The following is a 12,835-nucleotide window of genomic DNA, read 5'->3' as shown; positions in this document are numbered from 1 at the left end:
CCGGCTGCACGGCGAACTCGGACACATCCCACCCGCCGAACACGAGGCCCTACACGCGATGACCCACCCGGTCCCCGCACCCCTGAAAACCAGCTAACCAACTGTCCATCAAACCCGGGGCTTGACACTCTTACGGAAGATCGTGTTCATGACGAAGCTCCATTCGGGGGTCGGCGCACACCACCAACGGGGGGTCGGCGCGGCATGCGCAAGCACCGTCCGGCGCTCAAGAACAAGAAGAGGGGGAAGCGGCAAGGCAAAGCGAGGGAGATGGAGACCCCGCCGGGCGCAGGCGGGAAAGGGCGCGCGTGGGCGGTCAAGCCGCTTCGCGGCGCCGGGACCATGTGTAACGGCTGACCGGGGGCGGTGATTCCCGGGAACGGCGCCCGGTGGTCGGCACCAGCATCCTGCGCGGGGCAGCCAGCAGGTCCTGCGCGGTCAGCCACCGGATACAACGCCGGCCAGTGGCCAGAGATTCCACCGACGGGCGGCCGACCGGGCTGGGCAGTGGGCCACCGACACCACAGGATCCGGGCGGTGACGGCGTACGGTTATCCGGATTTTTGGTCACAAACTTGACATAAGGTGCGGCCCGGATGCGATCGCAGGCCCGCCACCGTACCGACTGGCGTTACCCTGACAGCATGCCGGCCGTCTCCACCCCCGCGACCTCCGTGGCGTACCTCGCCCGACCCGGTCGTCCCACCCTGGTGGCGGGTTCGTTGGCAGAGCTGCGCGGGCCCGTCGCAGGCGTGGTCGAGCTGCCGGTACGGCTCATGTGGAGCAGCGACCGCGCGTTCGACCTGAGCGACCCGGACCAACTGCTCTGGATGTACGAGAACGTGCTGCGCGAGAGCACGAACCTCGACGACCTGCGGCGGCTGCTCAACGGCCGGACGCTACGCCAGGTGTGGCGGCTGCTGAACCTGCCCCGCGGCGTGCGGCTGGCCTGGGAGACCCGGCATCGGGGGTTGCGGGCGGCGTGAGCGGAGCCCACCCGCACGATTTCTACCGCGAGGTGGCCCGGGTGGCGCTGACTGTCGCCGGGCCGTACCGTTTCGTGCTCGGCGGCGGCGTGGCGTGGGCCGCCCACGGCCTGGTCACCCGACCCACCGAGGACGTGGACCTCTTCGCCGACGTGGAGGGCGCGGCCGCTGCGGCCGCGTCCGACGTGCGGACCGCCCTGGAGGGCGCCGGTTTCCAGGTGATCGAGGCGGACTCGGACAGTGAACTCGGCGAACTGTTCGACGGCTTCGACCGGGACCTGCGGGATTTCGTCGTCGGCCGAGGCGACCGGCAGATTCGGCTCAGCCTGGCCCGCCTCGACCGGCACCGCAGCCCGGTGGTGATGGACTTCGGACCGGTGATGGACGTACGCGATCTGATCGCGAACAAGACCGCTGCCCTGGTCAATCGCCGCGAGGTTCGTGACTACATCGACGTGGCCTCCGCGTTGGAACACCGGGACGTGGCCGAGCTGCTGGAACTTGCCCGGCAGCTCGACCCCGCCCTGGACGATGAGGACGTCCGCGCCGCCGGCCGGTACCTGGACCGGATCCCGGACCGCCGCTTCGCCCGGTACGGCCTGAACGCCGCTGACATCACCCGGGTCCGCGACCGTCTGGCCGGCTGGCCACGCTGACAGTGCGGCACGCGGCGGTCACTTGGTGAAGCGACCTCCGGTCACACCGAGAATCTCGCCGGTGATGAAGCTCGACTCCTGCGAGGCGAGGAAGACGTACGCGGGGGCCAGCTCGGCGGGTTGCCCAGGACGGCCCACCGGAGTGTCCGTACCGAACTGCTTCACCTTCTCCTCCGGCATGGTCGCCGGGATCAGCGGGGTCCAGACCGGTCCCGGCGCCACCGCGTTGACCCGGATGCCCCGATCGACGAGATCGGCGGCGAGTGCCTTGGTGAAATTCGCGATGCCCGCCTTGGTGGTGGCGTAGTCGAGCAGCTGCGGAGACGGGTCGAACGCCTGGATCGACGACGTGTTGATGATCGCTGAGCCTTCGTCGAGGTGCGGCAAAGCGGCCTTGCAGAGCCAGAACATCGCGTACAGGTTGGTCTTGAACACCCGGTCGAACTGCTCGGTGCTGATCCCGGCGATGCCCTTGTCCTGCGCCATCTGGTAGGCGGCGTTGTTGACCAGGATGTCGATGCCGCCGAGGTCGCTCACCGCCCGGTCGATCAACGCCTGGCAGTTGCCCTCGTCGGCGATGTCGCCGCGTACCGCGATCCCCTTTCGACCGGCGGACTCGATCAGGCGGACGGTCTCGCGGGCGTCGGCGTCCTCCTCCTCGCCGAGGTAGGAGATCAGCACGTCGGCGCCCTCGCGAGCGAAGGCGAGCGCCACGGCGCGACCGATGCCGGAGTCACCGCCGGTGATCACCGCCTTCTTTCCCTCAAGCTTGCCGCTGCCCTCGTAGGTGTCCTCACCGTGATCCGGCTTCGGCCGCATCTCATCGGTCCGCCCTGGCGGCTCCTGCTGCTGGTTGGGCTGGCCCGACTGCTGGCCGTACTGCTCGGTGGGGTCCTGCTGGGTGTGCTGGTCCTGGCTCACGGACGTCTCCTCGTGCGGTAGGTCAATCCGGTCCTGAATGGCCCTACCCGACCGCCGCTGTCCGAAACGGTCGATAGCTCTCGTCACTCCCCGTACGGCATCCTAGGATCCTGGATTGCGCCCCTGGGCTTAGCGCCCGGCGGACCGAGAGTGTTAATAAGGGGCCCTTCCTCTACACGAGGCGTTAACAGGGGGCCCCTCCTTTCATCGCCCACCGCCGTGAACACCGACGGGCATCTTCGCCGCCGCATCGGGTAACCGCCAGCCGCAGACCGCCCCAGCCGCGGGCGGACGAGGCGCGAGGAGGACACCATGCAACAGGTGCGGCTGTCGGACGTCGAAGCTCGGGTTTACGACGCGGTGGCGGCCCTGGAGGCACGCGGCCAGGTCCCCTACCCGGACCTGATCGCCCAGGAGTGCGGCCTGACCGAGGAGCAGCTGCAAACCCCGCTGCACCTGCTGACCGAGAAGAACCTGCTGCACCGCGAGGACTCGCCGATGGCCGGGCTCGACTTCGGCCCCCGGTTCTGCGCACAGCAGCTCGCGTGACGACCGCCCCCGTACGCCACGGTCGTCGGCCTGCGGCACGACAGTCGAACGGCCGGGGCCCGGGTTGAGCCCAGCGGCCGGCGGATCGTCGAACGCGGCTGCGGCGTACGACAATCGGCGGCGCTGGCAGGCGCTGGGCGTCGGACTGGTCGCGGCGTTCATGACGCTGTTGGACATCAGCATCGTCAACGTGGCGATTCCGTCGCTGGAGCACGCCCTGCGCGCCGGTCCCAGCGACCTCCAGTGGGTGCTGTCCGGGTACGCCCTGGCCTTCGGTCTGGTCCTGGTGCCGGCGGGCCGGTTCGGTGACGTGCGCGGCCGGCGCAACACCTTCGTCTTCGGTGTCGGCCTGTTCACCCTGACCAGCGCGTTGGCCGGGCTGGCCCAGTCGCCCGGTTGGCTGATCGCCGCCCGGCTGCTCCAGGGCGCCGCCGCCGGGTTGGTGAACCCGCAGGTGACCGGCCTGATCCAGCAGCTGTTCCAGGGTGCCGAGCGGGCCCGACCGTTCGGCCTGCTCGGCGCCACCATCGGCATCTCCACCGCGGTCGGCCCGCTGCTCGGCGGCCTGCTGATCGCGGCCGGCGGACCGGACCACGGCTGGCGGTGGGTCTTCTTCGTCAACGTGCCGGTCGGCGTCGTCGCGGTGCTGCTCGGTCTGCGGCTGCTGCCCGGCCGACCGCCGGGCCGGGCCGCGCCGGCACGACGGGATCCGGTCGGGGTGACGCTGCTGGCTGTCGGCGTGACCCTGGTGCTGCTGCCGTTGATGCAGCGCGAGCAGTGGCACGGCCCGGTGAAGTGGCTGCTGCTGCCCGCCGGCCTGATCGCGCTCGCCGGTTTCGGGCTCTGGGAACGGCGGTACGCGCGGCAGGGCGCACCGCTGTTCGACGTACGCCTGTTCGGCCGCAAGTCGTACACCCTCGGCTCGGTGATCGCGCTCATCTACTTCGGCGGCTTCAGCGCGATCTTCTTCATCTTCACGCTGTACCTGCAGAGCGGCCGGGGATACAGCGCGCTCGTCGCCGGCCTGGCGATCACCCCTTTCGCGCTCGGCTCGGCCGTCGCCTCCGCGGTCGGCGGGCGGATCGTCAACCGGTTCGGCCGGCCGCTGGTCGCGGTCGGGCTGCTCACGGTGGTGGTCGGTCTCGGTCTGGTGGCCCTGGCCATCGAGCTGGCCCCGCACGCGCCCGTGCCCTGGGTGACCGCCGCTCCCCTACTGCTCGCCGGTATCGGCAGCGGTCTGGTGATCGCCCCGAACCAGACGTTGACCCTGTCGCAGGTGCCGGTGCCGCAGGCAGGCAGCGGCGCGGGGATGCTCCAGACCGGTCAGCGCATCGGTTCGGCCGTCGGCATCGCGGTGGTCGGCGCGGTCTTCTTCTCGGCCGTCACCGCCGGCAACGACGCCTGGTCGAGGGCCTTCGAACGGTCGTTGCTGGTTTCCGCCGGCATCATCGCGTTGGCGCTGCTCGTCGCCCTCGCCGACCTCACCCACCGGGAAAAGCGCAAGGAGGGGCCCCCTATTAACGCCTCACGTAGAGGAGGGGCCCCCTCTTAACAGTTCGGGACCGTGCGCGCGATGCCCAGCGTGTGGGCGTCGGTATCAGTACAAACTCGGATCTGGCTGGGCCCGGGAGACCTGGTCAGAATCGGGACGCTGCGCGGGGACGCAGCGTCCCGATCAGGAGGATCGATGTCCAGCAACGCTTCTGCGGCAGTCGGCGCCGTCTCCCGGTCCGGCTCGCCCTGGCGCGGCCACTCCGGCGGCTATTTCCTGCTCTTCCTGATCGGCACGGAGACCTTCGTGGTTTCTCCGCTGCTCCCGACGATCGCCGAGTCGCTGTCGGTCTCCGAGGCGGCGGCGGCGCAGAGCGTCACGGCATACACCCTGGTGTACGCCGTGACCGCGCCGTTGCTGGGCGCGGTCTCCGATCGAATCGGTAGGCGGCCGACGATCGTGGTCGGTGCGGCGCTGTTCATGCTGAGCAACGTGGTGGCCGCCGTGGCGGCCAGCCTCACCGTGACATCGTGCTCGATACGCTGGCCGCCGGGAGCAGTGAGCACGGGCACGGGGGCCGCAGCGTCATGAGCGAGAAGCACCCGTCGGACACCGCGTACCCGAAGCAGCTCGGTTCCTTCCTGCGCGCCCACCGGCAGCTACTCACGCCGCAGCAGGTGGGTCTGCCACCGACGGGCCGGCGGCGCATCCCCGGGCTGCGGCGGGAGGAGGTCGCGGCGCTGTCCGGGGTGGGACTGGCCTGGTACACCTGGCTGGAACAGGGCCGGGTGGTCGTTTCGAAGCGGGTGCTGGATGCGATCGCGATGCTGCTCCCGCCGCAGCGGCGGAAGCTGATGTGGTGCATGGTCGGTGATCCGGCCATCCGGGCCGGCCTGACGGACTGGGCGGCGGTGGCGCGGGACCCGGGTCGACCCTGATCAGGGTCGGCCCGGGTCGTGATCAGCTCACCAGAACTGGGAGACCAGGTCCGCGGACTGCTCCTCCCACTGGGCGTAGTGGAACGGGTAGGCCGAGACCTGCACCGTCTGCGCCGCGCTGGTCAGCGGCATGTCCCGCCAACCCTGGACCCGCTTGAGCGCCTCGAAGAACGCCGTCGTGGAGTACTCCGGGTCGGTGATCTGCTCCACGCTGCCCCACCCGGTGGAGGGACGCTGCTGGAACAGGCCCTGCGAGTCGTGGTCGTTGGAGACGCCCAGGTGGCCGAGGTTGTAGAGCTTCGACTCCTGGAGGGCGGTGGCGACGCCGATCACCGCGCCCCGCTCGCCCACACCTGTCTTCTTGGCCACCTCGACGATGGTCCTGGCGTTGTCGCGTTGGGCGTTGTCGAGCGGGATGCGCGACTGTGCACCCTGCACGCCGTACGGGATCAGTTCGCTACGGGTGGGCTTGTCGCTGCGGTCGCTGGTGACCGGTGCCGACTCGGACGTACGGCCGGTGGCCTTGTCGATCGCCGCGACGGCCCCCTCGTGGGGGCCGCTGGTGATCGGTGCGGCGATGGCGCTCGGGCCGAGGGCCAGCCCGGCGAGGGCGGTCACGCCCACGACGCTCAGCGCGGTCTTCCGGTTCGGGTTCGTCGCGATGGCCGGGAGCCATCGAGCGAAGTCACGCTTCACGATGGTTGCCCCTTCGATCGTTACGAGCACGCTCGGGGTGAGCCGCTCTGGAGAACACGCGGACGTCGGCGTTTGGGTGCCGACGCTTCGGGCAAGCACAACCAGCCGGGCGTGTCGGTCATTCCGGAAATGGCGGATGCGCCAGAGGCTGCGGTCCGGGTCACCCGCCGGACCGGACAGCCGCCTGCGATCACCACTCAACCGGACGGCAGGCACCATGACGGTCAGCGGCGACCGGACGGGCCAGCTCCGCGCGCCGCGCGCGGTGGCCGGGAACGCGGTCAGCCGGCGTACGGGGTGCCGTACCGGACCAGCACGTGCCAGAGCTGCTTGAGGTGCTGACGGGTGTCCGCGATCGGACCTCGGTCGGCCCACCGGTGCGGCTCGGTCACCGTCGAGGCCGCGGCGCGGCCGATCAGGGCGGCGTGCAGCGGCTCACCGGGGCGGGCGAACTCGGCGTGCACCCGGGCCGCCAACTGTGGGATCGCCGGCCCCCGGAACTCGGCGTCGACCTGTTGCACGGGCAGCACGAAGCCGGCGTGCCAGCGCAGCGGAAAGCCGTACCGCCGGGCGGTGTCGGTGAGCAGCGTCCCGGTGTCGGTGTCCCGGAACGAGGGATCGACCACCAGTTCCGCGACGTCCCGGGCCAACCGCAGCTCGCCGTGGACCTGCGCTTCGATGTAGTCGTCGAGGGACCGGCCGGCGACCCGCGGCGTGGCGGCGATCTCCGCGCGGGCCCGCAGCAGCTCGCCGGTGAGGGTGACCAGGTCCGTGCCGGGTCGACCGAGGCAGACCCCGGTGTCGACGGTCGCCACCAGCAACGCGGCGAGCACCGGCTCGATCGCGTCGATGGTGGCCACCTGGCGGGGGCCGAGGTGGCTGTCGCCGAAGCAGAAGGTGGTGCGGACCAGCACCTCGGGCCGCAGCCGCAGGTGGCAGGAGCCGAATCGGGGGCAGGCGCCGTCGGGATGGTCCAGCAGGTTCAGCCCGCCGTACGTCGGCCGGTGCGCCGGGCGGACCCCGGGACGCTGGTACGCGCCACCGAACATGCGCTGTTCCCAGCGGTCCCGGTCACCACCGGGGTACGCGCTCAGCCCGCCACCGGAGATCCCGGTCTCGAACTGGCTGCGGTAGACGCCGTCGACGGCGAGTGCCTCGATCACCGACCGCCCGTCGGCGAGCAACCGGTCCGGATGGAAGTTGAGGGTGAGCCGGCCGGCCCGGCCGATCGCCGCGACCAGTTGCGCCCCGTCCGGCCGGACGCCGGTGCCGGTGAGGATGCGGTTGATCGTCGCCGACGCGGCGGGCCGGGCCCGCCGCGCCAGCGTCCGTACGTGCTCCAGCGCGTCCCGCTGGGCCGCTGTCAACCGCTGGTCAGGGGTCGAGGACACCGGACGAGTGTGACGGGCCCTGGTGCGCCGACGCACCCCGGTTTCCGGGCCCGCCGACGCGCCGGCCGGGCCCGGAACCAGGTCAGTGGCCTCGGGCCAGCCAGTGCGGCAGCTGCGGCGCCTCGGCGCCGATGGTGGTGCTGTCGCCGTGGCCGGTGTGCACGACGGTCTGCGCCGGCAGGGTGAGCAGCCGGTCCCGGATCGAGGTGATGATGGTGTCGAAGTCGCTGTACGACCGGCCGGTGGCGCCCGGACCGCCGGCGAACAGGGTGTCGCCGGTGAAGACGACGTCGAGCGCGGGGGCGTACAGGCAGCAGGCGCCGGGGCTGTGGCCGGGGGTGTGCAGCACGGTGAGCGTGGTGCCGCCCACCTCGATGGTGTCGCCGTCGCGCAGCTGCCCGCCCGGCGGCTGGTCGGGGTGGACCATGTCCCAGAGCACCCGGTCGTCGGGGTGCAGCAGCACCGGCGCGCCGGTGGCCTGGGAGAGTTCCGGCGCGACCCGGACGTGGTCGTCGTGGGCGTGGGTGGCGACGATCGCGGTGACCCGGCGGCCGGCCACCACCTTCAGGATGGCGTCCACGTCGTGCGGGGCGTCGATGACGACGCACTCGCTGTCGTCACCGACCACCCAGACGTTGTTGTCGACGTCGAAGGTCTGTCCGTCGAGGGAGAAGGTGCCGGAGGTGACGGTGTGGTCGATCCGGGCGGCCATCAGAAGACCACCACCGAGCGGAGCACGTCGCCCCGGTGCATCCGGGCGAACGCCTCCTCCACCCCGTCCAGGCTGATCTCCTCGGTGACGAAGGCGTCCAGGTCGAGGCGGCCCTGCAGGTACAGCTCGGTGAGCAGCGGAAAGTCGCGGCTGGGCAGGCAGTCGCCGTACCAGCTGGACTTGAGCGCGCCACCGCGGCCGAAGACGTCGAGCAGCGGCAGCTCGACGCGCATCTCGGGGGTCGGTACGCCGACCAGCACCACGGTGCCGGCCAGATCCCGGGCGTAGAACGCCTGTTTCCAGGTCTCCGGCCGGCCGACCGCGTCGATCACCACGTCGGCGCCGAAGCCGCCGGTGGCCGCCTGGATCTCCGCCACCGGGTCGGCCTCGGAGGCGTTGACGGTGTGCGTGGCGCCGAACTTGCGGGCCCAGTCGAGCTTGCGGGAGTCGGTGTCCACCGCGATGATCGTGGTGGCGCCGGCCAGGGCCGCACCGGCCACCGCCGCGTCGCCGACGCCGCCGCAGCCGATCACCGCCACCGAGTCGCCCCGGGTCACCCCGCCGGTGTTCATCGCCGCGCCGAGCCCCGCCATCACCCCGCAGCCGAGCAGGCCGACGGCGGCGGGCCGGGCGGCCGGGTTGACCTTCGTGCACTGGCCGGCGTGCACCAGGGTCTTCTCGGCGAACGCGCCGATGCCGAGCGCCGGGGAGAGTTCGGTGCCGTCGGTCAGGGTCATCTTCTGGGCGGCGTTGTGGGTGGCGAAGCAGTACCAGGGCCGACCGCGCCGGCAGGCCCGGCACACCCCGCACACGGCCCGCCAGTTGAGCACCACGAAGTCACCGGGGGCGACGTCGTCGACCCCCTCGCCGACCTGCTCGACGATGCCCGCCGCCTCGTGCCCGAGCAGGAACGGGTAGTCGTCGCTGATGCCGCCCTCGCGGTAGTGCAGGTCGGTGTGGCAGACCCCGCAGGACTGGATGCGTACCACCGCCTCACCGGGCCCGGGGTCGGGCAGCACGATGTCGGTGACCTCGACGGGTGCACCCTTGCTACGTGAGATGACTCCCTTGACCTGCTGGCTCACGGTTCCTCCTCCACCTCGGCGCCGAGCTGGCACGCCGAGGCTGCTGCGGCGGCGTCGCCGGCGATCGTTTCCGCAGGCGAACCTACCTGGTGGTGATGCGCCAGCGCTGGTTGGCACCGGAGTTCGGCAGCCAGGTGGAGACCGTCGCACCGTCGCCGGTGGCTTGGCCGGCGACGTCCAGCAGCCGTCCGGTGGCGACGTTGACCAAGGTGTACGTGCCGTCGCCGGTGGTGGAGAGCAGCCACTGGGCCGTCGGGCCCGGATTCGCGGTGGCGGTGACCAGGGCGGCGCCCTGGTCGACCACGGCCAGGTGCCGGTCACCGGCGGCGGTGCCGACGGTGTAGCGCGCCCGGTTGTCGTACCCGCCGGTGAGCCTGGTGATCCGCCAGCTCTGGCCGGTGTCGGTGGCGGCGTCGGTGCGGATCACCACGCCGCTGCCGGACGCGGTCAGCGACCGTCCGCTCTGCACGCCCTGGAGCCGGTAGGTCCGGCCGTCGCGGATCAGCGCGGCGTCCGGGTGGACGCCGGAGACGCCGGTGATCCGGAAGGTGGTCACCGACTGCGCGGGCACGGTCAGCTCCGCCGCCCGGTCGCGCACGGTGACCGGGGTACCGGGGCGGAGATAGCCGTTCGCGCTGGTGACGATCGGGGTCACCGTGGCGTCGGCCGCGACCGCGCCGAAGGCCGACAGGTCGAGCCGCACCGTACGGGCGGCGGTGGTGGAGTTGACGTGCACCACGGTGGCCTGGTCGCCGCGGGAGACGGCGGCGACGCTTGCCGTGTCGTCGACCTTGACCAGTCGGTCACCGGGACGGATGTGGTGGGTGAAGTTGCGCAGCGTCTGGAACTTGGTGTTGGTGTGGATCGGGCAGGTCCGCAGCGTGTCGGTGGCGGTGCAGTCGAAGCGCACCTGGATGCTGCCCCAGTTGCTGCCCTGGGCGAACTCGCCGCCGGGCTTCATGTTGTCGTAGTCCTCGATCGGCTGCCAGAGCACCCACGCCGTCGGTTCCAGTTCCCGCAGGTCGTCGACGATGTGTTGGGCGATGCCGAGGCCGGGGGCCATGTTGGTGAAGCTCTGCCCGGTGGTGCTCCAGGAGCCTTCCACCTCGCTCATCCACAGCGGTTTGTCCGCGCCCTTGGCGATGTCGCGGACGGTGCTGCGTTGGCCGGTGCCGTAGGTGTGCACGTTGAGCTGGGCGATCTGGGCGCGGACGTCGTCGGCGTACGCCTGCCAGTTGGTGGCGAACGTGCCCGGGTTGGTCTCGTCCATCGCGGAGACGGTGGTGTGGCTGCCGGCGGCCCGCAGCTGTGCCGCGACCGCGCGCAGGACCTGCTGTTGCCGGGCGGGGCCGGCGTGGGCGCCTTCCTGCCGGCCACCGACGGGGTTGCCGTCGGCACCGAGGCGGGTGGACCAGTAGGTGGTGTTGGGCTCGTTGAGCGGGTCGATGGTGTCGACGGTGATGCCGTGGGCGTCCTCGAGTCGTTCGGTCACCCCGACCAGGTAGGTGGCGAAGTCGTCGATGGTGTCGGCGCGGATCTGTTCGGCGGTGGCGTCGAATCCGCCGGAGACGTAGCCGCTGACGGTCTGGAACCACGGCGGCGAGTTGCTGAAGGTCTCCCACCGCGTCACGTCGCCCTTGATCCGCTCGACCCACCAGCGTTGCGCGGGGTCGGCGGCGTCGTTCCAGTGCGTCGGGTCGGCCGGGTTCCACCAGTCCCGGTCGGCCCGGGTGGTGCCGGCGGGCGCCTGCCACCAGCCCGGCACGGCGCCCCCGGGACGCAGGTAGTCGGGCACGTCGGGGGCGTTGCCGCCGCCGATGTTGTAGCGGGCGATGTTGAGGTCGAGGCCGTCGGGGCCGAAGAGGAGGTCGGCCAGGCGCTCCCGGATCTCGTCCGGGTAGCCGCCGGTGGCGTGGGCGAACCAGACCAGGCTGGTGCCCCAGCCCTCGAACTCCTGCCCCTGGTAGGAGGGGTCTGGGCGGACGGTGACGACAGCGGCGTCCGCGTCGGCCGCGCGGGCGGCCCCGGTGGCGACGACGCCGATGGCCGCGACGACGGCCGCGCTGAGCGCGGCGGCCACCCGGCGGCGGGTGCGGTCTGTGTGTGCCATGCCGGCTCCCTCCGGAAGTGGTCGGGCAGGGGTGCCCGGACCACCGGCCCGGCGCACGGCTGCGCCCGCCGGGTGGGACCGGGGGGACGGCTGCCGTAACCCACCGCTAATGTTTACGCAAACATCGGTGTCGATGATGCTCGCAGCCGGTGCCGGACCCGTCAAGGGCGCCGGCCCGGCGGTACAGCGCCGACGCCGGCCGCTACCTAGAGTGGTCACTAAACATCCCGGCCCGGTTCGGGCGTACAGGAGAGGAGCCGACGGGAGTGAGTGCGTCCTCGTCGCCAGTGGCAGCCCCGGATCCGGCGGGCGAGGGTGGCCGATCGCCGCGCCGTCGGCGGGTCTCCATGGCCGACGTGGCCCGGCTGGCCGGCGTCTCGGCGCAGACCGTCTCCCGGGTGTCGACGGGCCACCCCGGGGTGGTGGGCTCCACCCGGGAGCAGGTGCTGGACGCGATGCGGACGCTCGGGTACCGGCCGAACAGCGCCGCCCGCGCCCTCAAGTACGGCGAGTTCCGCACCATCGGGGTCATCCTGTTCACGCTCTCCACCACGGGAAACAGCCGGACCCTGGAGGCGATCGCGACGCACGCGGCCGACGAGGGCTACGTGATCACCCTGATTCCGGTCGCCGCACCCACCCAGGACGGGGTGCACGGCGCGTTCACCCGGCTCGGTGAACTCGCCGTCGACGGAGTCATCGTCATCATGGAGGTGCACCTGCTGGACAGCGCGACGTTGGTGCTGCCGCCGGACGTACCGGTGGTCGTGGTCGACTCCGACGCGGGCGACCGCTACAGCGTGGTCGACACCCACCAGGCCGACGGTGCCCGTCAGGCCGTGCATCACCTGCTCGACCTCGGTCACCGGACGGTGTGGCACCTGGCCGGCCCGGCGGAGTCGTACGCCGGCGAGCGGCGGGCCCTGGCCTGGCGCGCGGCGCTGGAGGAGGCCGGCCGGCCGGTGCCCGAGTTGCGACGCGGTGACTGGTCCGCCGACGCCGGCTACCGGGTCGGCCTCGACCTCGCCGACGAGCCGGGCTGCACGGCGCTCTTCGTCGCCAACGACCAGATGGCGCTCGGTGTGCTGCGGGCGATGTACGCCAAGGGCCGGGTGGTGCCGCGCGACGTCAGCGTGGTCGGCTTCGACGACATCGCCGAGGCTGGGGCTTTCATCCCCCCGCTGACCACCGTGCATCAGGACTTCGCCGAGGTGGGCCGGCGCTGCGTCGAGGCGGTCCTGCGCCAGGTCCGCACCGGTTCCGCCCCGGCCGGCACCACCCTGGTCCCCACCCGGCTGG

General features: G+C 71.6%; 13 protein-coding genes. 7 read left to right on the top strand and 6 right to left on the bottom strand.

What is annotated here, in order from left to right; genetic code table 11:
* Positions 1-644: 644 nt before the first annotated feature.
* Positions 645-986, top strand: coding sequence for a hypothetical protein (locus C1I93_RS22185; protein ID WP_111245228.1), 342 nt, complete (start codon positions 645-647; stop codon positions 984-986).
* A complete protein-coding gene (locus C1I93_RS22180; RefSeq protein WP_223256691.1) occupies positions 983-1,642 on the top strand; it encodes a nucleotidyl transferase AbiEii/AbiGii toxin family protein in 660 nt (219 codons plus the stop codon). Before C1I93_RS22185 ends, C1I93_RS22180 begins: the two co-directional genes overlap by 4 nt.
* A gap of 18 nt (positions 1,643-1,660) precedes the next feature.
* Here the strand turns inward: C1I93_RS22180 and C1I93_RS22175 are convergent, their stop codons facing one another.
* A complete protein-coding gene (locus C1I93_RS22175; RefSeq protein ID WP_111245224.1) occupies positions 1,661-2,563 on the bottom strand; it encodes an SDR family oxidoreductase in 903 nt (300 codons plus the stop codon).
* 312 nt (positions 2,564-2,875) lie between these two features.
* Between C1I93_RS22175 and C1I93_RS22170 the strand changes: the two genes are divergently transcribed.
* The 4 genes from C1I93_RS22170 (at position 2,876) to C1I93_RS22155 (ending at position 5,542) form a co-directional block, all read left to right on the top strand.
* Positions 2,876-3,112 carry a hypothetical protein gene (locus tag C1I93_RS22170; RefSeq protein WP_111245223.1) on the top strand — a complete coding sequence of 79 codons (237 nt, stop codon included), beginning with the start codon at positions 2,876-2,878 and terminating at the stop codon, positions 3,110-3,112.
* A gap of 64 nt (positions 3,113-3,176) precedes the next feature.
* Positions 3,177-4,664: an MFS transporter gene (locus C1I93_RS22165; RefSeq protein ID WP_223256692.1), complete on the top strand. Its 1,488-nt coding sequence runs from the start codon at positions 3,177-3,179 to the stop codon at positions 4,662-4,664.
* 135 nt (positions 4,665-4,799) lie between these two features.
* Entirely contained in the window at positions 4,800-5,195 is a 396-nt protein-coding gene (locus C1I93_RS22160; RefSeq protein WP_181445280.1) for an MFS transporter, read from the top strand.
* Positions 5,192-5,542: a helix-turn-helix domain-containing protein gene (locus C1I93_RS22155; RefSeq protein ID WP_111245221.1), complete on the top strand. Its 351-nt coding sequence runs from the start codon at positions 5,192-5,194 to the stop codon at positions 5,540-5,542. Before C1I93_RS22160 ends, C1I93_RS22155 begins: the two co-directional genes overlap by 4 nt.
* 27 nt (positions 5,543-5,569) lie before the next feature.
* On the opposite strand, the gene C1I93_RS22150 is transcribed toward C1I93_RS22155, so the two are convergent.
* From C1I93_RS22150 to C1I93_RS22130, 5 genes are all read right to left on the bottom strand, one after another.
* Entirely contained in the window at positions 5,570-6,238 is a 669-nt protein-coding gene (locus C1I93_RS22150) for a hypothetical protein (RefSeq protein WP_111245220.1), read from the bottom strand.
* Positions 6,239-6,519: 281 nt separating this feature from the next.
* Positions 6,520-7,629 (bottom strand): DUF3626 domain-containing protein, encoded by a 1,110-nt coding sequence (locus tag C1I93_RS22145; RefSeq protein WP_223256693.1) that lies wholly within the window; start codon positions 7,627-7,629, stop codon positions 6,520-6,522.
* Positions 7,630-7,711: 82 nt separating this feature from the next.
* Positions 7,712-8,341: an MBL fold metallo-hydrolase gene (locus tag C1I93_RS22140; protein ID WP_111245219.1), complete on the bottom strand. Its 630-nt coding sequence runs from the start codon at positions 8,339-8,341 to the stop codon at positions 7,712-7,714.
* Entirely contained in the window at positions 8,341-9,426 is a 1,086-nt protein-coding gene (locus C1I93_RS22135) for an S-(hydroxymethyl)mycothiol dehydrogenase (protein WP_111245218.1), read from the bottom strand. Before C1I93_RS22135 ends, C1I93_RS22140 begins: the two co-directional genes overlap by 1 nt.
* Positions 9,427-9,508: 82 nt before the next feature.
* Positions 9,509-11,536 (bottom strand): RICIN domain-containing protein, encoded by a 2,028-nt coding sequence (locus C1I93_RS22130; RefSeq protein WP_111245217.1) that lies wholly within the window; start codon positions 11,534-11,536, stop codon positions 9,509-9,511.
* Positions 11,537-11,802: 266 nt separating this feature from the next.
* Here C1I93_RS22130 and C1I93_RS22125 point away from each other — a divergent pair.
* Positions 11,803-12,835, top strand: a 1,033-nt coding sequence (locus tag C1I93_RS22125) for a LacI family DNA-binding transcriptional regulator (RefSeq protein WP_258378324.1), incomplete at its 3' end; no start/stop codon positions are given.

It is taken from the genome of Micromonospora endophytica, from assembly GCF_003236305.1.
Taxonomy (GTDB): Bacteria; Actinomycetota; Actinomycetes; order Mycobacteriales; family Micromonosporaceae; genus Micromonospora; species Micromonospora endophytica.
Note: the sequence above shows the minus strand (reverse complement) of the source record. Positions and strands in the feature narration are given on the sequence as shown.